The organism is Streptomyces sp. NPDC053426 (assembly GCF_055585405.1).
Genome location: NZ_JBVJKE010000001.1, coordinates 728,049 through 754,656 on the forward strand (window position 1 = coordinate 728,049; position 26,608 = coordinate 754,656).

A 26,608-nucleotide genomic window follows, 5' to 3' on the forward strand; every position below is an offset into this window, starting at 1 on the left:
CTGGTCGAGTCGACCGCCCGGGCCCGGCACGCCAGGGGTGGGGACGTGAGTCATGACACATTCCCCGGTGCGGCGCAAGTGCAGCGTACGCAGGGTGTCCGGGTACGAACATGCCGCAGCGCCCGGCGACATCCATGACGTCATCGGGCACCGCGGCATTTCGAAGTGCTTCGAAGTACTGAGTGTCGGGAACGGGCCGCGGGCTGCGGCTCGGGATCCCGGGCTCAGAGATCTCAGGAGGCGAGGACCTCGTCGAGCAGGGCCTCGGCCTTGTCCTCGTTGGTGTTCTCCGCGAGGGCGAGCTCGCTGACCAGGATCTGACGCGCCTTGGCGAGCATGCGCTTCTCACCGGCGGAGAGTCCGCGCTCGCGCTCACGACGCCACAGGTCACGCACGACTTCCGCGACCTTGATGACATCGCCCGAGGCGAGCTTCTCGAGATTTGCCTTGTAACGACGGGACCAGTTCGTGGGCTCCTCCGCGTACGGTGCGCGCAGCACCTCGAAGACCCGGTCCAGCCCGTCCTGACCGACCACATCACGTACGCCGACGAACTCCGCATTGTCCGCTGGCACACGTACCGTCAGGTCACCCTGGGCGACCTTCAGCACCAAGTAGGTCTTGTCCACGCCTTTGATCTGGCGAGTTTCGATAGCCTCGATCAGCGCGGCCCCGTGATGGGGATAGACCACGGTGTCGCCAACCTTGAACGTCATGTGACAGGTACCCCTTCCGTGGCTATCCAGGGTAACACGGATACGGCGTCTTCTGAATGGCGTTTTCGCAGGTCAGGGCCATTCTCGGGGCTTGACAACAGCAACAGGAACGTGCTGCGGACGTCTAGCGGAAGCAGGTATTCGCAGGTCGGAGCGGCTCTCCGGCGCGAGCGAAACACGCACGTCACACACATCCGGAACCCCGCACGAGCGGTCGAACATCCCCATATGTCCGGTTCCAAGTGCTCGAGTTCCGCTACTCCGTTCGGTGCGCGGAGCCGGGTTCCGGCCGAATCCGGAATTGATCACACGGCACGAGGATGAGCGGCCGGTGATCAATTCCGGAGCCCTCCGCTCATTCCTTCACGGGAAATGCGCGATCACTATGGGAATGGCGCGGGAGTGCGGCGTGAAAGCGGCCCAAGTGACCGGTGAGTCACTTGTGACTCAAGAGGCGGCGCGTGCCCGCTCTCGACCGTCGATGAGGTGGTGACGGGGGTGGTGGCGGAGGTTCCGGGCACGCCTTGCCGGGCCGACACGGGACGTCTCGGGAGGGTCGGGTGCGGCCGCGTGGGGACGGCTCGGTAACCTGAGGCCGCTGACAGACACTTAGGGCGGCTTCACACGGTCGCCGAACGACTCGAGTCAAGGAGTTGCCGCCGCCGTGAGCAGCAGCCTTCGACGCGGCGCTCTCGCCGCCGCCGCCATCGCGTTCTCGATCGCCCCGCTCTCCGCGTGCGCGGCCGGCCACAACGCCCAGACCCTGGAGATCCGGCCGGACAACGCGGCGACGACCGTCGGTGACATCAAGGTCCAGAACGCCACGGTCATCACCCAGCCCGACCTGGAGTCGACGGGCCCGGCGGTCGTCTCCGCCACCCTGTTCAACGAGGGCCGCACCGACCAGACGCTGGAGTCGGTCACCATCCCCGGCACCGGCAAGACCGCCGAGCTGACCCCCGCCGAGGGCGGCAGCCTCACCGTCCCGGCCGGCGGCTCGCTGATCCTCGGCGGCGAGGGCAACGCGTCCGCCGTTCTGCCCAGCAGCCGTGAGGCCGTCCAGGACGGCAACGCCCAGAAGGTCACCTTCACCTTCAGCGAGACCGGCGACGTGAGCCTGCGCGCGATCGTCTTCCCGGCCGAGCACTTCTTCGAGAGCTGGGGCCCGAGCGAGGAGGCCGCCGCGCCGGGCGCCTCGACGGCTCCGTCGACGGAGCCGTCCGCGGAGTCCTCCGACAACCCGGCCGCCGGCACCACGGACGAGGCCACCGGCGCCCCGGGCGGCACCGAGACCGGCGACTCGACGGAGACCGGCACCGAGTCGGTCACCCCGACCGACGCGGCCTCAGCGAGCGCACAGACCGGTCACTGAGCACGCGTACGACATGAAGGGCGGGACCCCTGAGAGGGGTCCCGCCCTTCACACATCACTACGGGCACCACTGCCGCACAACTACGGGCACGACTGCCGCACAACTGCGGGCAATCGTGCCGCTGGGGCGGCACGGGTGGGCGCTGCGGTACCCCGCGAACGCCGGGCTGCGCGACACCCCCCGCCCGGCTACAGCACAGGCACAGGCACCGACACCGGCACCGGCACCGGCACCGGTGAACACCGAGCCACAGGCCTACGGCTCGAACTTGTACCCCAGCCCCCGAACCGTCACCAGATACCGCGGCGCCCCCGGATCCGGCTCGATCTTCGCCCGCAACCGCTTCACATGAACATCGAGCGTCTTGGTGTCACCGACATAATCGGCCCCCCACACCCGGTCGATGAGCTGCATCCGCGTCAGCACCCGCCCCGCGTTCCGCAGCAGCATCTCCAGCAGATCGAACTCCTTCAGCGGCAGATCGACCTTGGTCCCGCCCACCGTCACCACATGCCGGTCGACATCCATCCGCACCGGCCCGGCCTCCAGCGCCGCCGGAGCAACCTCCTCCGGCTCCCCGCGCCGCCGCAGCACCGCGCGGATACGTGCCACCAGCTCCCGCGAGGAGAACGGCTTGGTGACGTAGTCGTCGGCCCCTATCTCCAGCCCGACAACCTTGTCGATCTCGCTGTCCTTGGCGGTCACCATGATGACGGGGACGTTGGAACGGCCGCGCAGCTGGCGGCAGACCTCGGTGCCCGGCAGGCCGGGCAGCATCAGGTCGAGGAGAACGAGGTCGGCGCCGTTGCGCTCGAACTCGTCGAGTCCGTCGGGCCCGGTGGTCGCGACGGCGACCTCGAAGCCCTCCTTGCGGAGCATGTACGACAGGGCGTCGGAGAAGGACTCCTCGTCCTCGACGACGAGCACACGGGTCACGGAAGGACCTCCGGGGAGGGAAGCGTTTCGTACGCGGATGGATCGGAAGAGTGGGGGGATGAGTGGGACGCCCGCCGGGCCTCACCGTCGAGGCCGTGGGTGTCGCCGTCCTGCTGGGACATGTCGTCCTGGGAGGACATGTCGTCCCGGTGGGACGTCTGGTGGGCGCGGGCGCGGGCCGCACGGGCCTCCGGCAGCCGCAGGGTGAAGGTGGAACCCTGGCCCTCGGCGCTCCACACCGTGACCTCCCCGCCGTGCGAGGCGGCCACGTGTTTCACGATCGCGAGACCGAGCCCCGTACCGCCGGTGGCACGGGAGCGGGCCGGGTCGACCCGGTAGAAGCGCTCGAAGACGCGCTCCTTGTCCTTCTCCGAGATGCCGATGCCCTGGTCGGTCACCGCTATCTCGATCAGGTCCCCGCCGGGCTGCGCGACCGTACGGGCCGCGATGCCCACGCGGGTGCGGGCGGGTGAGTAGTTGACCGCGTTCTCGACGAGGTTGCCGAGCGCGGCGGCGAGCTGGCCGCGGTGACCCCATACGTGCAGGTCGGCGGTGCCGCCCGCGGCCATGGTGATCTCCTTCGTCCCCGCCGCGTGCCGGCACCGGTCGATGGCCTCGGCGACGAGTTCGTCGACGCGGATGGGTTCGGCGTCCTCCAGCGGGTCGTCGTTCTGCACCCGGGAGAGGTCGATGAGCTCCTGCACCAGGTTCGTCAGCCGGGTCGCCTCGATCTGCATCCGCCCGGCGAACCGTTCCACCGCCTCGGGGTCGTCGGAGGCGTCCATCACGGCCTCCGAGAGCAGCGAGAGCGCCCCGACGGGCGTCTTCAGCTCGTGGCTGACGTTGGCGACGAAGTCACGTCGTACCGCCTCGATGCGGCGGGCCTCGGTGAGGTCCTCGACGAGCAGCAGAACAAGCCGGGAGCCGAGCGGCGCCACCCGCGCGGACACCGCGAGGGCCTCGCCGCGTCCGGTCCCCCGGCGGGGCAGGTCCAGCTCGACCTGGCGTATCTCGCCGTCGCGCCGGGTGTCGCGGGCCATCTGCAGCATGGGCTCCACGGCGAGCTTGCCGCCGCGGACCAGCCCGAGGGCGTACGCGGCGGAGCTGGCCTTGACCACGCCGTCGGCCTCGTCGAGGACGACGGCGGACGAGCGCAGCACGGACAGCACGGTGTCCACACCCGGCGGAAGCACCGGGTCCGTGTGCAGCGAGGTGCGCGTGGGGCGCCTCTGTTCGCGCTCGCTGAAGCGGAACGCCAGCATGGCGATGACGCCGGTGAGCACCCCGGCGATCGCTGCCACTGCGGCGACCGCCGCGTTCACGTCCATGCGTCCAGGTTAGGCATGGCGCGGGCGGTGCCCACAGCCGTCGGAGTGCGAGCTCGAACACTCGTCGCCCAGAGTTCACCTTGGAGCCAGGGGCGGTTCACGTGAGGTGGCGGAATCGGACGCGTAGAGCCCACAACGTGGGAGCGTGGGGAGGAGAGCAGGCCCCTGAAGCCCGGACGAAGAAGCACGAGAGGAACACTGATGCGGGACGCGTACCACGAGGAACTGGATTCGATCGGCGACGGTCTGGTGGAGATGGCCCGGCTGGTCGGGTCGGCGATCGGACGCGCCACGACGGCCATCCTCGACGCCGATCTGAAGCTGGCGGAGAGCGTGATCGAGGCCGACCAGAAGGTCGACGAGCTCCAGCACGACCTGGAGGCCCGTGCCATCGCCCTGCTGGCCCGCCAGCAGCCGGTGGCGACCGACCTGCGCATAGTCGTCACCTCGCTGCGGATGTCGGCCGACCTGGAGCGCTCGGGCGACCTGGCCCAGCACGTGGCCAAGCTGGCCCGGCTGCGCTACCCGGAGCGGGGGGTCCCGCGCGACCTGCACGCCACGATCCTGGAGATGGGCCAGCTCGCGCAGCGCCTGATGGCGAAGGCGGCCGAGGTGATCATCACCAAGGACGTCGACCTGGCGCTCCAGCTGGAGCAGGACGACGACGCGATGGACCTCCTGCACCGCACCCTCTTCCAGCACCTGATGGACGACCGCTGGAAGCACGGCATCGAGACGGCCGTCGACGTCACGCTGCTGGGCCGCTACTACGAGCGCTTCGCCGACCACGCGGTCTCGGTCGCCAAGCGGGTGGTGTACCTGGTCACCGGCGAACACGCGGACGAGATCCAGTCGGACCTGCAGCCGGTGCCGGGGGTCGAGGGGGCCTGACGGCCGGCGTGCCCCCGCGCGACGGGGGCCGGCCGGGGCTCGTACGAGCCCCAATGCGCCGTTGATGCGCCCGGCGGGGCGGGCGTCCAATGGGGGCAGGTGTGCACAGGCGCCAGCCCTGAGGAGGGACCCATGGCCGAATCCCCCAGCACGACGCCCGACCCCGCGCGGGAGCGCGAGACCGAGCAGTCCGCCGAGATCAGGAACCTCACCCTGATCGCCGCCTGCGGCTGCGGCTCGGGCTGCGGCTGCGGCTGCCAGTCGGGCAATCCCTGCCAGTGCGGCTGACGCCGTAGGCGCCCGGCCCGTCACCGGCCGAGGACCCCGGCGCCCGTGACGGGCGCCGGGGTCCTCGGCGTGCCGGTGGGTGCGGCGGGGCGCAGGATGGGAGATGGCCGACAGCGACGCAACCCGAAGACTCGGGAGCCCGGAAGTCGGAAGGAGGTGCGGAGCCATGACCCAGTTCATGGACGTCCACCACGGTGTGGAGGGCATCACGGAGGAGAAGCTGCGGCAGGCCCACGAGTCCGACCTCGCGATCCAGCAGGAAGAGGGAGTCCACTTCCGGCAGGCGTGGGCGGACCCGGAGTCCGGCACGATCTACTGCCTCTCCGAGGCCCCCTCCGCCGAAGCGGTCCAGCGCATCCACGAACGTACCGGCCACAAGGCCGACGAGATCCACGCGGTGACGCTGTCCGTCTGAGCGGGAGGTCGCGGTGCCCGCGGGGGCCGGCCCCTCTCAGGAGGCACCGACCTCCGCGGCCTTCTCCACCACGACCGCCGTCCTCTCCTTCTGCGGAAGCGCCTCTTCCGGAAGCCGCCGCATCAGCAGCCCGTACCCGAGGCCGGCCACCGTCCCGACGACGGCGCACATCCCCCACAGCCACTCGGCGCCCCAGTGGTCGATGACGAACCCGGACATCAGCGGGGCGACGAGCGAGGCGACCGCCCAGGACATGGTGTACATGCCCTGGTAGCGCCCGCGCCCGTGCACCGGGGAGAGCCGTACGACCAGCCCGGTCTGGGTCGGCGCGTTGACGATCTCGGCCAGCGTCCACACGCATACGGTGAGGGCGATGACGCCGACCGATCCGGCGAAGGCGGTGAGCCCGAAGCCGTATCCGGCGAGCAGCGAGGAGATCACCAGCAGCCGCCCGGGGTCCCGGTGCTCGATGAACCGGGTGACGGGAATCTGCAGGACGACGATCAGTACGCCGTTGACGGCGATGGCCATCCCGAAGTCCGCGGGCGTGAACCCGGCCTCCCCCATGGCGACCGGAAGCCCCAGATACCCCTGCTGGAAGACGAGGGCGACGAGGAAGGACAGCCCGACGACCCCCATGTACCGCCCGTCGCGCAGCACGGTCAGAAGGGAAACGGCCCCGCTCCCCGCAGAAGCGTCCGGGGAATCCTCACTCCCCGGCCGGGACTCGGGCAGCTTCACGAAGACGAGCACGGCGCAGACCAGCGTCATGCCCGCCTCGATCAGGAACCCGGCGAGGTAGCTGTACTCGGCGATGAACCCGGCCCCCGCGGAGGAGATCGCGAAGCCGAGGTTGATGGCCCAGTAGTTGAGCGAGAAGGCCCGGATACGGTCCTCCGGCCGCACGATGTCGGCCATCATCGCCTGCACGGCGGGCCGGGAGGCGTTGGAGGCCATGCCGACGAGGAACGCGACGGCGGCGATGGCGACCGGGTCCCGCATGAAGCCGAGCAGCGCCACGGACAGGGCGGTGGCGGTCTGCGCGACGAGCAGCGTGGGCCGTCGTCCCAGCCGGTCGGTCATCACCCCGGCACCCAGCGACGAGATCACCCCGCCCAGCCCGTGCAGCGCGGCGACGAGCCCGGCGTAGGAGGCGGAGTACCCCCGGTCGAGCGTGAGGTACAGCGCCATGAAGGTGGCGACGAACGCCCCGAGCCGGTTGACGAGGGTGCTGGTCCACAGCCACCAGAACTCGCGGGGAAGCCCGGAGACGGACTCGCGCACGGCACGTCTCAGTCCGGCGACCGACATGGAACCCCCGTAGAAGATGTAAGCGGCTGGAGCGGCAAGCACAACTTACGAAGCAGGGGGCCGGGGCAACCACTCAATTAACAGATCCCGTCAACCGTCCGCCAAGCGGGCAGGGCGCGCGGCCCGTACGGGGTGTCGATTACGCTCGGGCACATGGCCGACGCACCGTACAAGCTGATCCTCCTCCGCCACGGCGAGAGCGAGTGGAACGAGAAGAACCTGTTCACCGGCTGGGTGGACGTCAACCTCACCCCGAAGGGCGAGAAGGAGGCGACGCGCGGCGGCGAGCTGCTCAAGGACGCCGGCCTGCTGCCCGACGTGCTCCACACCTCCCTCCAGAAGCGCGCGATCCGCACCGCGCAGCTCGCCCTGGAGGCCGCCGACCGCCTGTGGATCCCGGTGAACCGCAGCTGGCGCCTGAACGAGCGTCACTACGGCGCCCTGCAGGGCAAGGACAAGGCGCAGACCCTCGCGGAGTTCGGCGAGGAGCAGTTCATGCTGTGGCGCCGCTCCTACGACACCCCGCCGCCGGCGCTCTCCAACGACGCCGAGTACTCCCAGTTCTCCGACCCGCGCTACGCGACCCTCCCGCCGGAGCTGCGCCCGCAGACGGAGTGCCTGAAGGACGTCGTCGTCCGGATGCTCCCGTACTGGTTCGACGCGATCGTCCCCGACCTCCTGGCCAACCGCACGGTCCTGGTCGCCGCCCACGGCAACAGCCTGCGCGCCCTGGTCAAGCACCTCGACGGCATCTCGGACGCCGACATCGCGGGCCTGAACATCCCGACGGGCATCCCGCTCTACTACGAGCTGGACTCGGACTTCAAGCCGGTCACCCCCGGCGGCAAGTACCTCGACCCGGAGGCGGCCGCGGCGGCGATCGAGGCGGTCAAGAACCAGGGCAAGAAGAAGTAGCCCGAACGCTTTGAGCCCCCTGCCTGCGACTCCTTCGCGGGTAGGGGGCTCATCGCTGTCCCGGGGTCGTCTCCGGGCCGTCAGGAGCGGCGGTCACGCCGCCACTCGTACGCACCGGGTGACGTCTCGACCACCTCACGGGGGTAGACCTCACGCACCCGGGTGAGGAGGTCGCGCTGCTCGGCGGCCCATGCCGGCGGCAGCACGGAGAACGGGAGGGTGACCGTGATTCCGGTCGACGGCCCGTCGTGCACGGACACCGAGAGCCCGCCGCTCTCCTCGGGCTCGAACCGCAGGGAAGGGGTCCGCCCGGAGTCGAGCCACGTGGCGGACCGCTGAGCTTCCAGCCCTGCCAGATCCTCCTCCCAGTCCTCCAGGTCCTCGGGGAAGAGGGTGACCGGGAAGGAGGCGTCGAGGGACTTCCCGGCCAGGATGACGATCTCGCCGTCGAGGAGGTCGTGGCCGGTCAGGATTCCGGGTTGGGAGCGTCCCAGGACGCGCACGGAGACACTGTGGCCACTGGTGCCGGGCCTGTCGGCCAGATGGATCAGATCGATGATCCCGTCCGCAGAGTGCATGGATTCCCTCCCCGAAGTAACCGCGTTCGAGCATCCTGCCGGACCACTCGCCGACCCCACGACTCGGGGGCGGGCGCTCCACGTGGACCTCGGACACGGCTCCGTCAGCCCGTTCCCGGCCGGAGGGCATGAAGGGCGCGAACACAATCTTGCTGAGCTCGACAACCAACGGCTTTGTCGTGTGGATATGTTCAGGTGGACGGAGTGGCGAGAGCGGGCTCACGGAGGCCGGGGACGCATGGACGCAGCAACAGTCATCGCGCGGTTGGACGAAGCTCGTGCGACCGATGCCAGAACGCGCGACCGCATCTGTGACGAGACAGCCGCGGAACTGCTGGCGGCGGGAACGCCGCCGACGTTCGAGGTGCGTTCCGCCGACCTCCGTCTCGACCCGTACTTCATGTGTGCCGATCGTTACTGGCGCCAACGCTTCCAGCAGCGGCCGACAGCCACGACGGCTGTCGAGTGCGCGCGGTGGATGGCCGACCGGGTGACGGCCGACAGCTGGGGTGCCGTCGCGCAGCAGTGGGCTCTTGGCAACGGATTCCTGAACCGGGGAGCCGCGGAGTCCGCGGATCAACTCGCGGCGGCGGTGGACGGGGCAGGCGGAGGGACCGAGGCGGAACGCACGGCGTTCTTCGTCACCCTGTTCCACGCGGGTAAGTTGCGGGCGAACTTCTGCTTCGACGAGTTGCACGCCTTCCTGGAGTTCTCACCCACCTCCGTGGCTGCCGGCTCCCTTCGGAACGAACCCGTCTACATCGCGCTTCAGTCGTTCGCGGCGTTCGGCAGCCGGACTCTGACCGTCGCGTACGCGACCGAGTTGTTGGAAAGGGCTTGGTCCGCGCCGGGCCGGACCCGGCACACCGTGGACATCTGCCTCAACGGGTTGGCGTTCGCCGCCCCCTTCCCGGGCCAGGGAGAGCTTCTGCGTCGCCACGCGCAGGAGGCGGTACGGACCTATCCCGGCGACCACATGTTCCATGCGCGCCTGGCCACCGGGCTGCACATGTGCGGGGAGCACGACGCGGCACTGGAGAACATCGACACCGCCCTTGCGTTGCTCGCGGCGAGTCCCACTGCCAGTCTCGGCGTTCTGCAGGATCAGTACCTGACGAAGAGGGACGCGGTCCAGGAAGGAAGGCTTCGTGCTCTGCGGGACGCGGAGCAGCAGCGCCGATGGGAACAACAGGCCGCGGCCAATGCTCAGCTGGAACGTTCTCTCCACACCTCTTCGGTGCGAGCCGTCGAAGTCGTCGCCGTCTTCACGGCCGCCATCGCCTTCGCAGTCGGTTCGCTCCAGGTCACCCTCACCGGAAAACTCCCCCTGTCTGACCGTCTGTGGCTCCTGGCCGCACAGGGCGTCGGCCTGGCGCTCTTCGCGCTACTGATAGTCGGCGGAACATGGCTCATCACCCGAAGTCACCACCAGCGAGACAGGTGAGGCACGACCCGGCGGCTCGCCCAGGTCAGCACAGTGACCGGCCATACATGACAGCAGTTTCCCGGGCTGATGGTGAGGTGGCGCGAGCCGGACGGACCTCAGCAGAGGACGACTCTCCAGAGTTCGACCAGCAGCATCCGGCCACTGCCCGTGTCGCGCACCTGGACCCGGTCGTCCTCCACCTGCCGGACGGTGCCGCAGAGCGCGTGGCATCCGGGAGGTCCACCCTGACGGTGTCGTGCACCCCCAGGTCGTCCTCCACCGGGCGGAACCACGTGGGCCCGCAACGGTCACAGCGGTAGCTGACGACATCCCGCCCGCGGGCGGAGGAAGGGATGCCGGTACGGACTTCCTCGACGCGGCACTTGGGGCATGGATCGGCGGTATGCGCGCCTGTCGAACGGGACATCGCCCGATCCTGCGACAGGGCAGCGGAGCCCAGCAACTGCCAAGGAACGACAACGGCGACTCGACCGCCCCCGCGCGCGGACGATCCGCGACCCGCGCGCAGGACTCGGGAGTGCTGTACGGACTCATGGAGTTGTGGGTCCGGTCGGCCCGTACGGCGCTCAGAGGCCGGGGAGTCCCGTCAGGGCGGCCATCTGCTGGAACTTCACCCGGTCCGCGACACCGTAGTGGGCGCGCACCTCGTCCACCGTGCCTGCGAAGTACTCCCCCGGATCGCCGAGCGGCCCACCTGGAGACCGCCCGAGGCCGTCCACGAGGTCGTGTCCACCGCGGTGGAGGTGTGGGAGAGCTGCCCCGTCCACGTAGAAGCGGAGCTCGTGGGCGGGAGCGACGAAGACGACGGCCAGATGCTCGCCCACGTCGCAGGGGTTGTCATCACGTGGCGGACGTGACCGCCGTAGCCGCTGCTCGCGGTGTGCGGGGATACCAGCTCCAGGAACGCGTCGAGGTGGACTGTCAGGTCGTCGACCCGGTCCTTGCGGGCGAACAGCTCCCATTCGTGCCGCTTCCCCGACGACGCGAACTCCTGCACCGTACGGCGCGGGGACACGGTGTCACCGCCGGGGAGGCGGCTGTTGCCGTCCGGGATTAGCAGCGGGTAGGGGCGGTCGTCCGGGTCCAGGACGTCCGGGCAGTCGTCGTCCACGCCCATGTGCCGGCGCAGGGCCGCCAGTACCGGATCCGGGGCGTCGTCGCGTAGAAAGCAGGAGAAGACGACCTCGTGGTGCTCACTCATGGCGGCATTGTGGGAGACGCCGCTTAAGCAAGCCCTCTACTTACGGTTTCTCCGCCGGTAGGGGCTTACTGGCCGGGGTTGGGCCGTCTCACCCGGAGCTGACGGAGAGGGGACGCGCTGGGGAACTCAGCTCTCCGTCCAGGCGTCAGCCAGCTCGAAGGAGACGACCGTTCCCCCGAAGCGGCTCGGCCCGGAGTGCCAGGAAGCGACGATGGCGTCGGCCAGGAGCAGCCCGCGTCCGTGAGCGTCGTCGGCGCCCGGTCGGCGGAGGCGCACGTTCGCGGGCAACCCGGGGTTGTGCACCTCCACGCGCAGCGAGGTTCCGGCTCGGAAGCACTCGACCCGTACGACCCACTCGTCGTCGGACCGCCCGTGGAGGACCGCGTTGGTCACCAACTCCGAGATCATCAGCACGCAGTCGTCGACCGAACAGAGCGGACGGTACGGGGCGATGAACTTCCGGAACCAGCGTCGCGCTCGGGGGACGGACTCCGGAACCGACTGCAAGGTCATCGACCCGAGTCGCGGTGATCCCTCACAGGGGTGCCGGTCGATCGCAAAGGCCATCCGCGCTCACTCCTCACCGTTGCCTCCGCGGCGTCTTCCAGGTGGGTCGCGTCCCATCCGTCACGACGGCTGTCGGGCTCGTGTCCAGCCTGACCGTTCAGAAGCAGTCGCAGGACCAGGCATAGGCGATGAACACGGCGGCCACGGCGGACGTGGCAGCCGCCACGCCGGCCAGTCGCCCGCGCCGCCCTGGCTCGGCAGGACGAAGCAGTTCCCAGCCGCCATAGCCGAGGAAGGCCAGGAAGGCACCGCCTGCACCTCCTGTGACCAGCGGGCTGTGCTCCCATCCCCAGACGAACGCCAGGGCCAGACCCACCACGGCAAGACAGGCGACCGCCGTCAGTACTACTTCTCCGGCGAGCTCTCCCAGAAATTCCTTCAGGAACGAACCCACGCCACGGATCACGCGTAGGGCACGACTCCGACCTACGGAAACAGCCACACGCCCCCTCCCAGAGCCGGTCTCGGATGATCGGACCCTACGAAGTCGCGCCGCGTCGGGGAAAGATGGCCAAGGCCACTTGATCAGTCCTCCCCGAGCAACGGGGAACCTCACCCACCTGCGGCCCGGCACGGGAGGACTGTGCATCCTGGGCACCATGACGAACCCCGAGGGCCCGTACGTGAAGGTGCACTTCCGGCTCGAGATCAAGGACGACTGGCCCCCGGCATCGGTGGAGAGTCTGTGGGCGGTCGATCAGGGCGACGGCACTGCGCGGCTCGACAACGTCCCCTGGTTCGTCCGAGGTATCGCCTGCGGGGACATCGTGGCCATCGAGCCCGACGAGGAGGGCGTGCGATGGGCCGGCGAGGTGGTCCGGCGTTCCGAGAACTGCACCGTCCGCCTCGTCGTGCTCCGTGACGGCGGCTCTGGAGCTGCACGTCAGAGCGTGATCAACGCGTTTCACGAACTCGGGGTCCACGGCGAGGGCATAGAGCGGTTCGGCATGGTCGCCCTGGACGTCCCGCCCACCGCCGACCTCACCAAGGTGCAGAAGCTGCTCAACCACGGCGTGGCCAAGGAGTGGTGGGACATGGAGGAGGGGTGCATCACCGCGCAGTGGCGGGCGGCTTCTGCCGGCTGACGCCATTCAGTGATCCACGGCTGGGCCGTCCGAGGCCGCTCGACAGTGGCCGAGGACGACCGTCATGCGTACGGGCCCATTACCCCTGACCAGCAAAAACCCAGCTCACCAAGGTCCCCGGCAAGAAGACGGGTCTTCGCTCGCCCATTGAGAGGCCGCCGGCCTCGGAGAGTCCATAGGGTGCGGGCATGGTTGCTCCACACGATCCCGACGGCCGCCCCCTGCCCTTCGATCTGCGTTTCGGTTGGGAGCTGCGCGGCTCCGGGTGGGCGACGTGCCGAGTCGCCGACGGCGCGTCAGAACAGGTTGACGTCGTCAGTTACTGCACCGATGCCCTCCGTGACCTGTTGAAGGCGGTAGCGGGGCTCTACGGAGCCGCCGCCTCCCAGCGTGTCTCCTTCGATCTCGAACCCGCCGAGGTGAGGTGGCGGCTCCGGCGCCAGGGGTCCGAGGTGGACATCACCATCTACCGCTACCCGGACATGTCCGAGAGCTGGAACGCCCCTGATGACGAGGGCACCCGCTGCTGGCACTCCACGCAGCCACGCAGCGCGCTGGGCCACGTGGTGGTGGAGGCCGCCGAGGCGGTACTGCGGACGCACGGCGAGGCCGGCTACCTCGAGAAGTGGATTCAGCACCCGTTCCCCGGCGAGGCCCTGGACAACCTTCGGCGACTTCACCGGCGAGACGACGAGTGCCGGCACGAGGACTGCCAGGGCAACGCTGATCTCTGACATCCACGGCTGACGTCGACGACGCCGGACGGCGGCGTACACCGACAACCCCGTCCAGCCCTCGTACCAGTCGATCACGGCATCCGAAGTGGGCTCGGACCGGACTCCTGAAGCAGTGCTCTCTCGGCCGTTGTCGGGCTCAGTCTTCCTGTTCCTCGACCAGGCCGCAGTCGAAGGGGAACGACTCCAGGAACTCCCGTCGTGCGGGGTCCTGTTCCGCTTCGGCCAAGTCGGCGAGCACCTGCAAGAGACGGTCGCGCTGGTCCGGAGGCAGTCGCAGCAGTTCCCCGCCCACGCTTTCCATCATCTTCACCGCGGAGTCGGGATCGACTTCGTCGTCACCGCAGCTCTCGAGGAACCAGACGGCGTCGACGACCAACCCTGCGAGGGTTGGCACAAGCGGATCCATGGCGGTCATTCCCACAACCTAGCCGACCCCTATGACAAGGCCCCCTGCCTGCAACTTCACCGCGGGTAGGGTCCTACTCGCGGAGCCGGGCCGTCTCGCCCGAGCCAGGCGTCAGCCGGCTCGAAGGAGACGACCGGGCAGAGCGGGCGGCGTCCCCCGGGCCGTTTGACAGGCCCTTCACGCCTCCTCCGCCGGGTTAGCCTCGTGCCAGCCCATCTGCGGAGGACGTGCTCATGCCCAGTTACGACAGTTCCCGTTCACGGCTGCGGCTGGCCGACCGTCATGTGCGGGTGCTCGCCCGCCTTGCGGAAGGAAAGACGCCGAGCGCGGAACTCTTCCCCTCGCTCGGGGAGCTCCAGGTGCTCGGGCTGGTCGGCGAGGAGGGACAGCTCTCGCCTCTCCTGCGGGAGTTGACGGAGACGCTCGAAGCTCCCGTGCTCACCATCGGTGTCGAGATCACCGGTGAGGCCGGCCCCGTGCATCACGGTGTCGTCGTCGGACCGAACTCGGTGATCGCCCATGAGGGGTGGCCGGGCGAGGAGGAGTCGGAGTACATCCCGGTCGAGCCGAGCACCCTCGTCTTCGAGCTCGCCCGCATGGTCCATCTGCGTCGTGGTGCCGACGAGCAGCCGGCCGCGCCCCGGATCGTATCGACCATGAGGGCTCTGGACGGCGCCTTCGCCGTGCTCACGGCTCCGTCCGGGGAGGCCGAGGAGGACCGGGACACCGTGCACAAGGCCGTCACCGACGCCGGTACCTCCGGGGAGATGGCGGGGCCGCTGACCGATCTGGTCCTCGCGCTGAACTCGTACTGGCGTGTCACCGTCGCCTGGGACGGGGAGCACGACGGTGCGCACGCCCCGATGCTGCGCAGTCTCGCCGTCTGGGACTGCGGCCCGCGGGGGTACTGGATCCGTGAGCAGCCGGAGGAGCCGATCCTGCCCGGTCGGGTCACGCCCGAGAGTCCGCTGGTGCTGACGCGGTCGGAGGCGGGGGAGATCTGGCGGATGCTGACCGGCCTGATTCCGGAGAAGGAGGAGTTGGGGCCGCGGTCCTGAGCGGGACCGCCCGCTACTCCGCCCGGTCCGAGAAGCGCTGCATCAGGGCGAAGGGAGAGGACAGTGCGGCACCGGTCAGGGTGAGGACGTCGGTGTCCACCTCTTCCAGCACGATGGCGAGGGCGAGGTCCACGGCGTCCACCGGGCCGGTCGCCGTACCCGCGCCGGCGATGTCGGCGGGCGGGATGTGCCGACCGAGTCCGATCGAGACCCGGATTCCCTCCCTCCGCAGGACCTTCGCCTTTCCCAAGCCCTCCGATGAGTACACGTACTCCCGGCCGTCGTAGGCGATGCGCAGCACCCGGTCCTCACGCTTCAGGACCTTGGCGTTGAACCGCAGCTCCGCGTGCCGACCGTCGAGGGTGAGCTCGGCCTTGAACAGCGACGGCCTCCCCGACCGGCGCTTCCCCCGGAAAACCGTCTCCGGGAAGGCGGGACCGCTCAACCGAGCGGTGTCCATTCCCTTTTCGAGTGGCTGGTAGAGCGGGCAGCGCTCCACGACGACCGGGCCGAAGGGCCCCACGTCGCCCTTGACCCCTTTCTTGGGCCGCTCCCGCTTCGTCGCCTCGGTCCTGTACGGCAGCAGCTCGAACTCGAAGGATTCGCTACTCGTTCCCATGGCGACAAAGGCTCTCATCTCTCGCGTCTGATCAGTCGAACGGGTTCAGCGCGCTGCCCAGCTTCTTGGCACCGTCCGCGATGTCATCGCCGATGTCACTCGCCTTGTCGCCCACCCAGTCGGCCGCCTTCTCCGCGCCTTCCGTGATGTCGTCCCAGTGTTCTACGACCTTCAGGCCCCCGTAGACGAGGCCGGTGCCCACGGCCAGGCCGATCGTGAGCGGGGTGGGGGCGACCATCGCCGCGGTCAGGGAGGCGTTGAAACCGACCTCGGCGTAGTTGGCGAGGTAACCGGCCTTGCTCTTCTCCCACTCCTTGGCGTGGTCCATGGTGGCGATGTTGGCCACGGAGAACGCCGTCGCGCCCGCCGAGCCGACGATGCCCGCCCCGCGCCACAGTCCGGCGGTCTTCGCCGCCGCACTGAACCCGCCGGCCCTGCCGACCGTCACCAGGCTGGCCTGTCCCGCGCGGGTGACCGCCTGACCGGAGTGGGTCAGTCCGCCGTACATACGGGCCATGTCGTCCGACCCGGCGAAGAAGTTGATGGCCTGGTTGGGGGTGAAGCCCAGCAGCTTGGCATTCATGAAGCCGCGTTGACGCAGCGCGTCGAATCCGCCGCCCCAGCGGTCGCCCAGGAAACCGGAGCTGAAGGGCACGTTCGCGACCCTCTGGTACCTCTGGCTTCTCGACGCCATGTTGCCGAGCTGGCCGGGAAGCCAGCTTCCGGGTGCCGACAGCGAGCGGATCGGCGGGTTGTAGCTGCCGAGCTTGCTGCCCGCCCAGCGGAGGATGGGGTTGCTGCCCGCCGCGGTCCAGCGTGCGGCGAGGGCGTCCTTCATCGGCCCGAGCTTCCCGGTCTTCACCGCGTTGCCCAGCAGCACCTTGGTGCCCGAGAAGCCGCTCGCCACCGAGACCTGGGCCGCGGCCGCCACGTTGAACGCGTCGCTGCCGAACTTGATCATCTCGGTGAGGGTCTCTTCGTGCGGTTCCAGGCCCGGGATCTTCGCGAGTGCGTGTGCCTCCAGCCGTACGATCCAGTCGCCGAGTTTCTCCCCCGGCTGCCGTGCCAGCTCCTGGGCCTTGGGGTCGTCGCTCGCCGCCACCGAGTTGGCCAGCAGGAACGTTTCCGGCTTGATCCCCTCGCCCCGGTAGTTCTCCAGGTCCTTCGCCGTGAAGCCCGCCCACAGCAGCCCGGCCGTCGGGTCGCCGTTCTCCAGACGGAGCAGGGTCGCGCGTCTACGCAGGTCCTTGGCCTCGTCACGGGTCCAGGACCGCATCGGTTCCAGGGGCGCCAGCTGTCCGCTCACCCCCAGACGGGCGGCTCGGGTGAAGGCCTCGTCGAGGCGGTCCTCGACGCCGCCTCGGCCGTCCAGGAGCTTCGCCAACCGCTCCAGATCCTCGGGATCCGCCCCCCGAAACGCCATCGCTCGCCCCGTCCCTCGATCGCCGGCCCGGCCCTCGCGGCTCGCGGCTCAGGATAGGACGCCGGGAGGGAAATGGGTGCCGCGATCACGTCAAGAGGGGTCGTCGTGAGGGGTTCGCCGGGCCGCACCGGGATGCCGGAGACCGCGGAGTACGGCTCGGCGACTTAGCGATCGCTAGGTCACCGAACCACATCACCGGCGGGGGCGAAGCGCCGTTCGGGTGTCCACCGTGGGCCGCTCCACCCCACTTGAACTCATCGATCATCGACGGGCGGTCGTCCGAGGAGGAAGCCTCCCCCGAGCCGCGGCCCCGCCGGGCCTGAGTCCTCCTCCACGGAGTCGGACCAGACCCCCTGCCGGATGCCGGAGGCGGTGATGCCGCCGGAGACGCCCGCGGTGTTCTGGTTGACGCGGGTGACGCCGCCGGGGCCGCTGGAGCCGCCGCGCCGGCCGCACCGGCATCACCGCCTCCGCCGCGATATTCGCTTGCGGCCCGGGGCGCCGCTCAGCATCGTGGGCCCGGTGAGCGATGCGCCGGAGCGATGGAGCCAGGCCAGTGTCCACCCCGACATGTGGGCGGACCCCGACGACGATCCCCGGGAGAGTGACGGGGCCGGTCCGGAGGGGGAGTTGGCGACGTTGCAGGACTACCTGCGGAACTACCGGCTGACCCTGAGGATGAAGTGCGAGGGGCTGAGCCCGGAGCAGTTGGCGTGCCGGTCGGTGCCGCCGTCGACCATGTCCCTGCTGGGGCTGGTCCGGCATCTCGCGGAGGTGGAGCGGGACTGGCGGGGCTGGTTCCAGCCCGGCGGACCGGAACCGAAGCTGTACGGGGCGCGTGACGCCGACTTCGACGGTGCCGTCGCCGACCAGGCGCTGGTCGACGGCGCCTTCGCCGACCTCGCCCGCGAACAGGCGGCCACCGACGCGGCGTTGGCCGCGTACCCGGACCTGGGTGCGCGGGTGGTCCAGGACGGCAGCTCCGTACGCGAACTGTGGGTCCACCGCATCGAGGAGTACGCCCGCCACTGCGGCCACGCCGACCTGCTGCGCGAGTGCGTCGACGGGCGGGTGGGGCAGTAACCCGCCCACCCGTCGACGGAGCACGGCGTTCTCGGCCCGGCGGCGCGCAGGGAGGCGAGATGAGCCCCCGCGTCAGTCCCCTGAGTGGTTTAGCCGTCGGCCCGGGGAATCGAGAGCCGACCCCTCCTAACCTCTCACTGTGTAGTCGCACGACTACTCTCGGCGAAAGGTGGAGGGATGCGTCTCACGTTCATGGGCCGGTTGGCGGCGACCGGTTCGGCAGTACTGCTGCTGCTCGGTGGAGCGGCCGCTTCCGCGCAGGCGGCGGCACCCGGACCCGTCATGTACTTGATCGAATTCTCCAACCCTCAGGAGCGCGACGACAACGACCTGCCCGAGCCCTACGGGAGGGTCTGGCTGCAGGCGCCGTGGGGCCAGGAGACCGCCCTGTGGGAGCACCCGGACGTCGGCCTCTACACCCCCACCCTTCCGCGCTACCCGGACTCGGGCCTTTACGAGGTGAGGTACGCCGACCACCCCGTCACCGAACTGTGCGCCTTCGTGAACGAGGACGACACGGGCATCAACGACGACGACGTCCTCGCCGCCGGTTGTGTGCCGGTCGTGGGCCCCGGCGAGTACACCGTCACCGGCGAGGACGGGTCGGTCACCGTCACCCTGTACGACGTCTGACACCTCCGCCGGGCTCGTCCCCGCCCTTGCCACGGCCTCGCGGTCCGCGGCGAGGGCGGGACGGGTCGAGTCGCGGCCGGCGGGTTTGCCGGGTCGGCAAATGGGCTCGGGCCTTCGGGGCGGCCTTCCGCATGATCGAGGTGATCGAGACACAGCGGAACACGGTCCTGGAGGAGGGCTCATGAACCGGAAGACCACGGAGATCACGCACCGGCTGGTTTCCTCGCCGGGAGGCCGGATCCATCTCGCGGAGCAGGGCACCGGGCCGCTGGTGCTGCTCGTGCACGGCTTCCCGGAGTCCTGGTACTCCTGGCGGCACCAGTTGCCCGCACTCGCGGCGGCGGGGTACCGCGCGGTCGCCGTCGACGTCCGCGGATACGGCCGCTCCTCCAAGCCGGCCGCGACGGACGCGTACCGGATGATCGACCTGGTGGCGGACAACGTCGCCGTGGTGCACGCCCTGGGCGAGGAGTCGGCCGTGGTCGTGGGGCACGACTGGGGTGCGACCATCGCCGCGAACTCCGCGCTGCTCAGGCCGGACGTCTTCCGCGCGGTGGCGCTGCTGAGCGTGCCCTACACCCCGCGCGGCGGGCCCCGGCCCAGCGACGTCTTCGCCGGGATGGGCGGTGACGAGGAGTTCTACGTCTCGTACTTCCAGGAGCCGGGCCGCGCCGAGGCGGAGATCGAGCCCGATGTACGGGGCTGGCTCGCGGGCCTCTACGCGGCGCTGTCCGCCGACACCATGCCCGCGCCCGGCGCTCCCGATCCGCACTTCGTCGGCAGGGGCGGGACCATGCGCGACCGGTTCCCCGCGGGCCGGCTGCCCGGCTGGCTGAGCGAGCGGGACCTCGACGTCTACGCCGGGGAGTTCGAGCGCACCGGCATGACCGGGGCGCTCAACCGCTACCGGAACATGGACCGTGACTGGGAGGACCTCGCCGCCTTCGACGGCGCCCCGATCGGCCAGCCGTCGCTGTTCGTCGGCGGCGGCCTGGACGCCTCCACGACCTGGCTGGCCGACGCGATCGAGGCGTACCCGGTGACCCTGCCGGGCCTGGTCTCCTCCCACCTCCTCGACGGCTGCGGCCACTGGATCCAGCAGGAACGCCCCGAGGAGGTCAACCGCCTCCTCACCGAGTGGCTGGCCGCGCTGTGACCCGGACGCCCTGAAGGGGGACCGCGCGCCGGGCGGTCGAGCCCGGGGGCGACGCGAAGACCCGGTCGGCCTCGGCGAGCGCGTGGCGCCGCATCGCGTACGGACCCGACGTCACGGGGATCGGACGTGTCGGCCTGCCACGGGGACTCCGCACAGGGGGTCTGTCGAAGAGCGCGACGTCACCGGCCGGGAGGGACAGCGCGCAGCCACTCCCGTACCACCGTGAAGTCCGCCTCCGTCAGGCCCTTCGCCGGGTCCACCCGGTGGAGGAGTGCCGGGGCCGGGTGGGCTGCCCCGGTCCACGCGCGGTCCGTCTCGCCGATCTCGTCGTCCAGCCAGACGAAGGGGCGCCGCCCGGCCCACTCCGCGAGGGGGCGGGTCTTCCAGTGGAGGCCGCGCGGTGCGGGGGTGTCGTCGTCCTCCGGCCAGGAGACCGTCGGCAGGCGCGGCAGGCCGAGGCGCGGGGCGATCGTGTCGTTCGCCTCGTGCCGCCAGGTCGTCGCCCACACCAGCTCGCAGGGGAGGGCGAGCAGGCGCGCGCCCACCGTGGGGTCGAGGCGGGTCAGCAGGGGGTTCCCGGAGTCCGTGAGCGGTCCCCGCACGGGTGCGCCGGACCCGAAGCCGGAGTCGAAGCCGGACCCGAAGCCGGACCCGAAGCCGGAGTCGAAGCCGGGACCGAAGGGGATCAGCGGGCCGTCCACGTCCAGGAAGAGAACCGGGCGGGGCGCACTGCTGCTCATGCGGTCAGCGTCTCACGGATGCATCCTGGCCCCCTTCAGGACCTTGTCCACCGCGTTCCTCGGGCCGTGGAGCGACAGGCCCACCAGGTCCAGGTCCGCCGTGCCCACGGCGCGGACCGCCGCGCGGTTGGCCTCGTCGTGGCCCGTGGCGAACAGGTCGGAGGTGAAGACCGCGCGGGGGAGGGCGCGGGAGAGGGCCCGCGCGTGGGCCGCCTTCAGCACTTCCTTCGTGCCCTGGAAGACCAGGACCGGCTGGCGGAACATCGGCAGGTACGGCACGTCGTCCGCGTCCTCGTAGGGTGCGCCGATCAGCTCCGGGAGCCGGGTGCCCAGGCCGCTGACCAGGAACGCGGTGACGTTGAGGCGCTGCCAGGGCTCCAGGTCCTCGCGCAGCAGTACGGCGATCTTCGTGTCGAAGCGAGTGCTCATGCCCTGAGACTGCCGATCGGGGCCGGCCCGCGTCTTGTACGTTGTTTGCATGTCGTCCCGGGCGAGCGTGTCCGCCTGGCGGCCCCGTGTTCCGGGCGTCGTCGAGGTGTTCCACGCCCGCTTCACCGAGTACGCCTACCCGATGCACGTCCACGACGCCTGGACGCTGCTCATCGTGGACGACGGGGCCGTACGGTACGACCTCGACCGGCACGAGCACGGCACCCCGCACGACACCGTGTCCCTGCTGCCGCCGCACGTCCCGCACAACGGGGCCCCCGCCACCTCCGACGGCTTCCGCAAGCGGGTGCTGTACCTCGACGGCCACCATCTCGCCGACGGTCTCATCGGGGCCGCCGTCGACCGGCCCGATCTGCGCGATCCGCTGCTGCGGCGGCGCGTCGGACAGGTGCACTCCGCGCTCGTGCGGCCCGGGGACGAGCTGGAGGCCGAGAGCAGGCTGACGCTGGTCGGGGAGCGGTTGCGGGAGCATCTGCGGTCCCGGGAGGTCCTCGGCGCGCCCCGGCGGGATCCCGTGCTCGCGCGGCGGCTGCGGGAGCTGCTCGACGAGCGGGTCGTGGACGGCGTGAGCCTGGCGGAGGCCGGCGGGACGCTGTCCGCCCATCCCGCGCATCTCGTACGGGCGTTCAGCGGGGCCTACGGCATCGCGCCGCACCAGTACCTGATGTCCCGCCGGGTCGGCCGCGCCCGGCGGCTGCTCCTGGAGGGGCGCTCACCGAGCGAGGTCGCCGTCGCCACCGGCTTCTACGACCAGGCGCACTTCACCCGGCACTTCCGCAAGCTGGTGGGGGTCACGCCGGGTCGCTACCGGGCGACGGGCGCTGAAGCAGGTGGGTGAACGCGTCCAGGTTGCGGGTGGACTCGCCGCGCGACACGCGCCAGTCGTACTCCTTGCGGATCGCCGAGGCGAAGCCCAGCTCCAGGAGGGTGTTGAAGCTGCCGTCGGCGGCCTGGAGGACCTGGCCGAGGAGGCGGTCGAGTTCCTCCGCGGTGACGGCGGCCAGGGGGAGGCGGCCGGTGACGTAGATGTCGCCGAGCGGGTCGACGGCGTAACTCACGCCGAAGAGCTTGAGGTTGCGCTCCAGGAGCCAGCGGTGGACGCCGGCCTCGTTCTCGTCGGGGTGGCGGATGACGAAGGCGTTCAGGGAGAGCGTGTGCCGGCCGGCGATCAGGGACACGGTGGTGGAGAGCTTGCGGGTGCCGGGGAGTTTCACCACGTAGCTGCCGGGCGCGGGACTCTCCCACTCCAGCTCGGCGTCCTTCAGGACACCCTCGATGACCCGCGCTGCCTCCGTCGCCTTGTCAGCCATGGTGGGAGCGTACGTGACGGCGGTGGGCCTGGGTCGCGGCCGTGTAGGTGTCGGCGGTGGCCGCGGCGGAGGCGTCCCAGCCGAAGGACCGGGCGTGCCGGGCGGCGGCCTCGCCCATGCGGTCGGCGAGGTGCGGGTGGTCGGCGAAGTCGCGCAGCACGCGCGCGTAGGCGTCGGGGTCGTGGCCCTGGACGAGGAAGCCGGTGTGCCCGTCCCGTACGGCCACCGGGAGGCCGCCGACCGCTGCCGCGAGCACCGGGGTGCCGGCGGCCTGCGCCTCTATGGCGACCAGTCCGAAGGACTCGCTGTAGGAGGGCATGACGAGCACGGACGCCGCGCGGAACCAGTCCGCGAGCTGTTCCTGTCCGACGGGCGGGTGGAAGCGGACGACGTCGGCGATGCCGAGCCGCGCGGCGAGCTTCTGCAGCCCCTCCGGCTTGGCGAGGCCGCTGCCGCTGGGGCCGCCGACCACGGGGACGCAGATGCGTGAGCGCAGCTCGGGGCGTTCGCCGAGCAGGGCGGCCACCGCGCGCAGGAGCACGTCGGGGGCCTTGAGGGGCTGGATGCGGCCCGCGAAGAGCGGGATCAGGGCGTCCTGCGGGAGGCCGAGGCGGGCCCGCGCGGCGGCGCGGCCGTCGGCCGGGCGGAAGCGGGTCAGGTTCACGCCGGGGTGGACGACGGCGACCTTGCCGGGGTCGGCCGCGTAGTGCCGTACGAGTTCGTCGGCCTCCTCGGCGGTGTTGGCGATCAGCCGGTCGGCGGCGGCGACGATCTGGGTCTCGCCGATGACGCGGGCGGCGGGCTCGGGGGTGTCGCCGTCGGCGAGGTTGGCGTTCTTGACCTTGGCCATGGTGTGCATGGCGTGCACCAGGGGGACGCCCCAGCGCTGGGCGGCGAGCCAGCCGACGTGGCCGGAGAGCCAGTAGTGGGAGTGGACCAGGTCGTAGTGGCCGGGGCGGTGGTGGGCCCAGGCCTGCATCACGCCGTGGGTGAAGGCGCAGAGCTGGGCCGGCAGCTCCTCCTTGGCGAGGCCCTCGTAGGGGCCCGCGTCGACGTGCCGGACGAGGACGCCGGGGGCGAGTTCGACGGTGGGCGGGAGGGCGGCGGTGGTCGCGCGGGTGAAGATCTCGACCTCGATGTTGATCGCGGCGAGGCGCTGCGCGAGCTCCACGATGTAGACGTTCATGCCGCCCGCGTCGCCGGTGCCCGGCTGGTGGAGCGGGGAGGTGTGCACGGAGAGCATCGCCACGCGGCGGGGCCTGCGGTGCAGCCGCAGCCGCGGGGAGGCGGCGGGGGAGCGCCGCCCGAGCCTCGCGATGTACTGGCTCACGTGGCGTTCCTCCTCGCTGCGGGCATGGCTGGCGGAGGGTGTGCGGCCCTCGGCGACGTCAACGTCCGAAAACCGCGTCCCCATTTCCGGACGACGTCTCCGGTTCGGGTTTTTACCGAATCATTACCGATGATCGCTCAACCGTTCGACAGCGGGTCGCGTCACCCTCATCGGTGCCGTTCGCGGGTACCCGCATACTCGTCCGTATGACAGCCCGCGCCACCCCCCTCCCCCACTCTCGGCCGCGCTCGAGCGGGGGGACCACCGTCGTCGGCACGGTGACGCGCGGGACCACCAACCCCAACCGCCTGCGCCGCATGGACCGCTGGATCGCCGCCACGCACGGCGCGGAACTGCGCCGCGCGGCCGATCCCGTCGCCGTCGACCTCGGCTACGGCGCGGCCCCCTGGACGGCGGTCGAACTGCTGCACCGGCTGCGCGCCGCGGCACCCCGCGCGCGCGTGACGGGCGTCGAGATCGAACCGGCCCGGGTCGCGGCGGCACGGCCCTACGAGCGCGAGGGGCTGGCCTTCCTCCGCGGCGGCTTCGAGGTCCCGGTCCCCGGACGGCCGGTGCTGGTCCGCGCGGCGAACGTGCTGCGCCAGTACGACGAGGCCGAGGTCGCCGCCGTGTGGCGGCGGCTGTGCGCGCGGCTCGCCCCCGCCGACCCGGCGACCGGCTCGCGCGGCGGGCTGCTGGTCGAGGGGACCTGCGACGAGATCGGACGCCGGCACGTATGGGTCGCCCTCGGCCCCGAAGGGCCGCGCACCGTCACCTTCGCGACCCGCCTCGGCTCCCTGGAGCGCCCCTCCGACCTGGCGGAACGCCTGCCGAAGGCGCTCATCCACCGCAATGTGCCGGGCGAACCGGTGCACGCCTTCCTGCGCGACTTCGACCGCGCCTGGGCCGCCGCCGCGCCCTACGCCTCGTACGGCGCGCGGCAGCGCTGGATCCGGGCGGTGCGGGACCTCACGGCCGACTGGCCGGTGTCGGACGGGCCGGGCCGGTGGCGGCAGGGGGAAGTGACGGTGCGGTGGGAGGCGCTGGCGCCACGGGGGTGACGGTGGCTCCGTGGTGACGCGGAGCGGGAACGATCCGCGTGAGTCGTTCGTCACACGGGCGGGATGATCACCACGCCGGGGATGCCGGAGGGCGCCGGGAAGCGGGGGACGGGAAGTACTCCCTCTGTCGTTTCGCGCGTCGGCATGGCAGCATCCACCGGGCGACCATATGTTACTGACGGTTAATCAACGGGGGTGCGAGTCATGGAGACGGCCAAGCGCGGATTGCTCACGACGGCTGTGACCGTGGTCTGCGCGGTCACCGTACTGGCGCTGCCCGGTACGGCGTTCGCGGCTCCCGCTCCCCCGCCGTCCCCGGGCACGACCGCGAGCGTCACCGTGGTCGGCGACCAGGACGAGGAGCTCGAGGCCGTACGCGAGAAGCTCGACAAGCTCTACCGCGCGGCGGCCGTCGCCACCGAGGAGTACAACGCCGCCGAGGAGAAGGCGCGGCAGCAGTCCGCCCAGATCGTCCGGCTGGCGAAGAAGATCGTCGAGGGCCGGGAGAGACTGGACGAGCTGAAGGCCCGCGCGGGTGCCGCGGCCGCCGCCCAGTACCGCGGCGGCGGGCTGCCGCCCGAGGCCCACCTGATGCTGAGCGACGACCCGCAGGATTTCCTCGACGGCGCGGGCCGGGTGCGCCAGGGCGAGCACGCGGCCAAGGGCCTGCTCGGGGAAATGACCCGCACCCAGCAGGACTTGGAGCAGTACGCGCAGGACGCCGAAGCGCAGATGACGAAGCTGGAGGCGGGCCGCAAGACCAAGGCCGAGGCGCAGAAGAAGATCGAGAAGCGGATCGAGGCGGCCGAGAAGGTCGAGTCCGAGCTGGAGCAGGTGGAGAAGGAGCGCCTGGCCCTGCTGGAGAAGCGGGCCGCCGCCGAGGCGCAGGCTTCGTGGCTGGGCTCCGGCATCCTCGACGAGATCAGGGGCAAGGCGACGGAGCAGGGCGCGAAGGCCGTCGCGTACGCCACCGCGCAGATCGGGAAGCCGTACCAGTGGGGCGCCGAGGGGCCGAACACGTACGACTGCTCCGGACTGACCTCCCAGGCCTGGATCTCGGCCGGGCGGGGCATGCCGCGCACCTCGCAGGCGCAGTGGAAGCAGCTGAAGCGCGTCGACATCGAGGACATGCGCCCCGGTGACCTCGTCATCTACTTCGACGACGCCAGCCACGTGGGGATGTACGTCGGGGACGGCATGATCGTGCACGCCCCGCGCCCGGGGCGGACGGTGACGCTCGCGGGGGCCGGAACGATGCCGATCCTCGGGGTGGTACGGCCGGACGCGGACGCGAACTGAGCGGTTCGCGCCCTCCCGCCCCGGCCGCTCAACACCCCGGTGACCTACGCCACGTGACCCAGTACACGTCGATCTTTCCGCCAAACCCCCTGCGGGCGTGACGTTCGTCATTCCCGTGACGTCTTCGGCCTGTCCAAGTGCGGTAGCAAACGCGGCATATGACGGGGGCCGATGGTGGAGCGGCGTGGTTCACACCATTCCGCTGCGGCGCCGTCAGCCGCTATGGTCCCCGTTCGAAGGGGGCGATCCCCT

General features: G+C 70.6%; 30 protein-coding genes. 15 read left to right on the forward strand and 15 right to left on the reverse strand.

Annotation, left to right across the window (positions count from 1 at the left end; genetic code table 11):
* Window positions 1-233: 233 nt before the first annotated feature.
* On the reverse strand, window positions 234-716 hold the full coding sequence (locus ACZ62B_RS03130; protein ID WP_003953493.1) for a CarD family transcriptional regulator: 483 nt from the start codon (window positions 714-716) through the stop codon (window positions 234-236).
* A 664-nt stretch (window positions 717-1,380) separates the two neighbouring features.
* Between ACZ62B_RS03130 and ACZ62B_RS03135 the strand changes: the two genes are divergently transcribed.
* Window positions 1,381-2,088, forward strand: coding sequence for a copper chaperone PCu(A)C domain-containing protein (locus tag ACZ62B_RS03135; protein ID WP_469689181.1), 708 nt, complete (start codon window positions 1,381-1,383; stop codon window positions 2,086-2,088).
* A gap of 256 nt (window positions 2,089-2,344) precedes the next feature.
* On the opposite strand, the gene phoP is transcribed toward ACZ62B_RS03135, so the two are convergent.
* The gene (gene phoP, locus ACZ62B_RS03140; protein ID WP_030829297.1) at window positions 2,345-3,025 is read right to left on the reverse strand and encodes a two-component system response regulator PhoP; all 681 of its coding nucleotides are present in this window, start codon (window positions 3,023-3,025) and stop codon (window positions 2,345-2,347) included.
* Complete coding sequence (phoR, locus tag ACZ62B_RS03145; protein ID WP_344559480.1) at window positions 3,022-4,353, reverse strand: two-component system sensor histidine kinase PhoR; 1,332 nt, start codon at window positions 4,351-4,353, stop codon at window positions 3,022-3,024. Before phoR ends, phoP begins: the two co-directional genes overlap by 4 nt.
* 201 nt (window positions 4,354-4,554) lie before the next feature.
* Here phoR and phoU point away from each other — a divergent pair, with 201 nt between their 5' ends.
* From phoU to ACZ62B_RS03160, 3 genes are all read left to right on the forward strand, one after another.
* Window positions 4,555-5,244, forward strand: coding sequence for a phosphate signaling complex protein PhoU (phoU, locus tag ACZ62B_RS03150; protein ID WP_073934358.1), 690 nt, complete (start codon window positions 4,555-4,557; stop codon window positions 5,242-5,244).
* Between the two features lie 132 nt (window positions 5,245-5,376).
* Window positions 5,377-5,532: a hypothetical protein gene (locus ACZ62B_RS03155; protein ID WP_344559483.1), complete on the forward strand. Its 156-nt coding sequence runs from the start codon at window positions 5,377-5,379 to the stop codon at window positions 5,530-5,532.
* A gap of 166 nt (window positions 5,533-5,698) precedes the next feature.
* Window positions 5,699-5,947, forward strand: coding sequence for an SCO4226 family nickel-binding protein (locus tag ACZ62B_RS03160; RefSeq protein ID WP_344559485.1), 249 nt, complete (start codon window positions 5,699-5,701; stop codon window positions 5,945-5,947).
* Window positions 5,948-5,983: 36 nt separating this feature from the next.
* On the opposite strand, the gene ACZ62B_RS03165 is transcribed toward ACZ62B_RS03160, so the two are convergent.
* Entirely contained in the window at window positions 5,984-7,258 is a 1,275-nt protein-coding gene (locus ACZ62B_RS03165) for an MDR family MFS transporter (RefSeq protein WP_344559487.1), read from the reverse strand.
* A 153-nt stretch (window positions 7,259-7,411) separates the two neighbouring features.
* Between ACZ62B_RS03165 and ACZ62B_RS03170 the strand changes: the two genes are divergently transcribed.
* Window positions 7,412-8,173, forward strand: coding sequence for a phosphoglyceromutase (locus tag ACZ62B_RS03170; protein WP_344559489.1), 762 nt, complete (start codon window positions 7,412-7,414; stop codon window positions 8,171-8,173).
* Between the two features lie 80 nt (window positions 8,174-8,253).
* Here the strand turns inward: ACZ62B_RS03170 and ACZ62B_RS03175 are convergent, their stop codons facing one another.
* Window positions 8,254-8,751, reverse strand: a complete 498-nt coding sequence (locus ACZ62B_RS03175; protein ID WP_469689182.1) for a DUF5959 family protein — start codon at window positions 8,749-8,751, stop codon at window positions 8,254-8,256.
* Window positions 8,752-8,989: 238 nt separating this feature from the next.
* Between ACZ62B_RS03175 and ACZ62B_RS03180 the strand changes: the two genes are divergently transcribed.
* A complete protein-coding gene (locus ACZ62B_RS03180; protein ID WP_469689183.1) occupies window positions 8,990-10,195 on the forward strand; it encodes a hypothetical protein in 1,206 nt (401 codons plus the stop codon).
* 613 nt (window positions 10,196-10,808) lie between these two features.
* Here ACZ62B_RS03180 and ACZ62B_RS03185 read toward each other — a convergent pair.
* From ACZ62B_RS03185 to ACZ62B_RS03195, 3 genes are all read right to left on the reverse strand, one after another.
* Entirely contained in the window at window positions 10,809-11,399 is a 591-nt protein-coding gene (locus tag ACZ62B_RS03185; RefSeq protein ID WP_469689184.1) for a hypothetical protein, read from the reverse strand.
* A 126-nt stretch (window positions 11,400-11,525) separates the two neighbouring features.
* Window positions 11,526-11,966 (reverse strand): ATP-binding protein, encoded by a 441-nt coding sequence (locus ACZ62B_RS03190; protein ID WP_469689185.1) that lies wholly within the window; start codon window positions 11,964-11,966, stop codon window positions 11,526-11,528.
* A 97-nt stretch (window positions 11,967-12,063) separates the two neighbouring features.
* Window positions 12,064-12,360, reverse strand: coding sequence for a hypothetical protein (locus ACZ62B_RS03195; protein ID WP_344559500.1), 297 nt, complete (start codon window positions 12,358-12,360; stop codon window positions 12,064-12,066).
* 205 nt (window positions 12,361-12,565) lie between these two features.
* Here ACZ62B_RS03195 and ACZ62B_RS03200 point away from each other — a divergent pair, with 205 nt between their 5' ends.
* A complete protein-coding gene (locus ACZ62B_RS03200; protein WP_468721999.1) occupies window positions 12,566-13,051 on the forward strand; it encodes a DUF4265 domain-containing protein in 486 nt (161 codons plus the stop codon).
* Between the two features lie 188 nt (window positions 13,052-13,239).
* On the forward strand, window positions 13,240-13,785 hold the full coding sequence (locus ACZ62B_RS03205; RefSeq protein WP_344559504.1) for a hypothetical protein: 546 nt from the start codon (window positions 13,240-13,242) through the stop codon (window positions 13,783-13,785).
* A gap of 139 nt (window positions 13,786-13,924) precedes the next feature.
* Here the strand turns inward: ACZ62B_RS03205 and ACZ62B_RS03210 are convergent, their stop codons facing one another.
* Window positions 13,925-14,203 (reverse strand): hypothetical protein, encoded by a 279-nt coding sequence (locus tag ACZ62B_RS03210; protein WP_344559506.1) that lies wholly within the window; start codon window positions 14,201-14,203, stop codon window positions 13,925-13,927.
* 224 nt (window positions 14,204-14,427) lie between these two features.
* Between ACZ62B_RS03210 and ACZ62B_RS03215 the strand changes: the two genes are divergently transcribed.
* Window positions 14,428-15,252: a hypothetical protein gene (locus ACZ62B_RS03215; protein ID WP_469689186.1), complete on the forward strand. Its 825-nt coding sequence runs from the start codon at window positions 14,428-14,430 to the stop codon at window positions 15,250-15,252.
* A 13-nt stretch (window positions 15,253-15,265) separates the two neighbouring features.
* Here ACZ62B_RS03215 and ACZ62B_RS03220 read toward each other — a convergent pair whose 3' ends face one another.
* On the reverse strand, window positions 15,266-15,871 hold the full coding sequence (locus ACZ62B_RS03220; protein WP_469689187.1) for a hypothetical protein: 606 nt from the start codon (window positions 15,869-15,871) through the stop codon (window positions 15,266-15,268).
* A gap of 31 nt (window positions 15,872-15,902) precedes the next feature.
* Entirely contained in the window at window positions 15,903-17,294 is a 1,392-nt protein-coding gene (locus ACZ62B_RS03225; protein WP_469689188.1) for a PE-PGRS family protein, read from the reverse strand.
* Between the two features lie 522 nt (window positions 17,295-17,816).
* Between ACZ62B_RS03225 and ACZ62B_RS03230 the strand changes: the two genes are divergently transcribed.
* The 3 genes from ACZ62B_RS03230 to ACZ62B_RS03240 all read left to right on the forward strand — a co-directional run bounded on the left by ACZ62B_RS03230 (window position 17,817) and on the right by ACZ62B_RS03240 (window position 20,166).
* Window positions 17,817-18,377, forward strand: a complete 561-nt coding sequence (locus ACZ62B_RS03230) for a DinB family protein (protein WP_344559514.1) — start codon at window positions 17,817-17,819, stop codon at window positions 18,375-18,377.
* A 177-nt stretch (window positions 18,378-18,554) separates the two neighbouring features.
* Window positions 18,555-19,010: a hypothetical protein gene (locus ACZ62B_RS03235; protein WP_469689189.1), complete on the forward strand. Its 456-nt coding sequence runs from the start codon at window positions 18,555-18,557 to the stop codon at window positions 19,008-19,010.
* 181 nt (window positions 19,011-19,191) lie between these two features.
* A complete protein-coding gene (locus ACZ62B_RS03240) occupies window positions 19,192-20,166 on the forward strand; it encodes an alpha/beta fold hydrolase (RefSeq protein ID WP_344559518.1) in 975 nt (324 codons plus the stop codon).
* A gap of 179 nt (window positions 20,167-20,345) precedes the next feature.
* Here ACZ62B_RS03240 and ACZ62B_RS03245 read toward each other — a convergent pair whose 3' ends face one another.
* Together ACZ62B_RS03245 and ACZ62B_RS03250 are read right to left on the reverse strand one after the other, a co-directional pair.
* Window positions 20,346-20,906: an HAD domain-containing protein gene (locus ACZ62B_RS03245; protein WP_469689190.1), complete on the reverse strand. Its 561-nt coding sequence runs from the start codon at window positions 20,904-20,906 to the stop codon at window positions 20,346-20,348.
* Window positions 20,907-20,918: 12 nt separating this feature from the next.
* Window positions 20,919-21,386 carry a DUF2000 domain-containing protein gene (locus ACZ62B_RS03250; RefSeq protein ID WP_344559522.1) on the reverse strand — a complete coding sequence of 156 codons (468 nt, stop codon included), beginning with the start codon at window positions 21,384-21,386 and terminating at the stop codon, window positions 20,919-20,921.
* Between ACZ62B_RS03250 and ACZ62B_RS03255 the strand changes: the two genes are divergently transcribed.
* Window positions 21,385-22,194: a helix-turn-helix domain-containing protein gene (locus ACZ62B_RS03255; protein WP_469689191.1), complete on the forward strand. Its 810-nt coding sequence runs from the start codon at window positions 21,385-21,387 to the stop codon at window positions 22,192-22,194. The two genes, ACZ62B_RS03250 and ACZ62B_RS03255, sit on opposite strands and share 2 nt — an antisense overlap.
* Here the strand turns inward: ACZ62B_RS03255 and ACZ62B_RS03260 are convergent.
* Together ACZ62B_RS03260 and mshA are read right to left on the reverse strand one after the other, a co-directional pair.
* Complete coding sequence (locus ACZ62B_RS03260) at window positions 22,148-22,666, reverse strand: type III secretion system chaperone family protein (protein WP_344559526.1); 519 nt, start codon at window positions 22,664-22,666, stop codon at window positions 22,148-22,150. The genes ACZ62B_RS03255 and ACZ62B_RS03260 overlap by 47 nt on opposite strands.
* Window positions 22,659-23,996 (reverse strand): D-inositol-3-phosphate glycosyltransferase, encoded by a 1,338-nt coding sequence (gene mshA, locus ACZ62B_RS03265; RefSeq protein ID WP_344559528.1) that lies wholly within the window; start codon window positions 23,994-23,996, stop codon window positions 22,659-22,661. The genes ACZ62B_RS03260 and mshA overlap by 8 nt, the downstream gene beginning before the upstream one ends.
* Window positions 23,997-24,202: 206 nt before the next feature.
* On the opposite strand from mshA, the gene ACZ62B_RS03270 reads away from it, so the two are divergent.
* The gene (locus tag ACZ62B_RS03270) at window positions 24,203-25,057 is read left to right on the forward strand and encodes a class I SAM-dependent methyltransferase (RefSeq protein ID WP_382052500.1); all 855 of its coding nucleotides are present in this window, start codon (window positions 24,203-24,205) and stop codon (window positions 25,055-25,057) included.
* A gap of 204 nt (window positions 25,058-25,261) precedes the next feature.
* Window positions 25,262-26,356 carry a C40 family peptidase gene (locus ACZ62B_RS03275; RefSeq protein WP_344559530.1) on the forward strand — a complete coding sequence of 365 codons (1,095 nt, stop codon included), beginning with the start codon at window positions 25,262-25,264 and terminating at the stop codon, window positions 26,354-26,356.
* Window positions 26,357-26,608 lie beyond the last annotated feature (252 nt).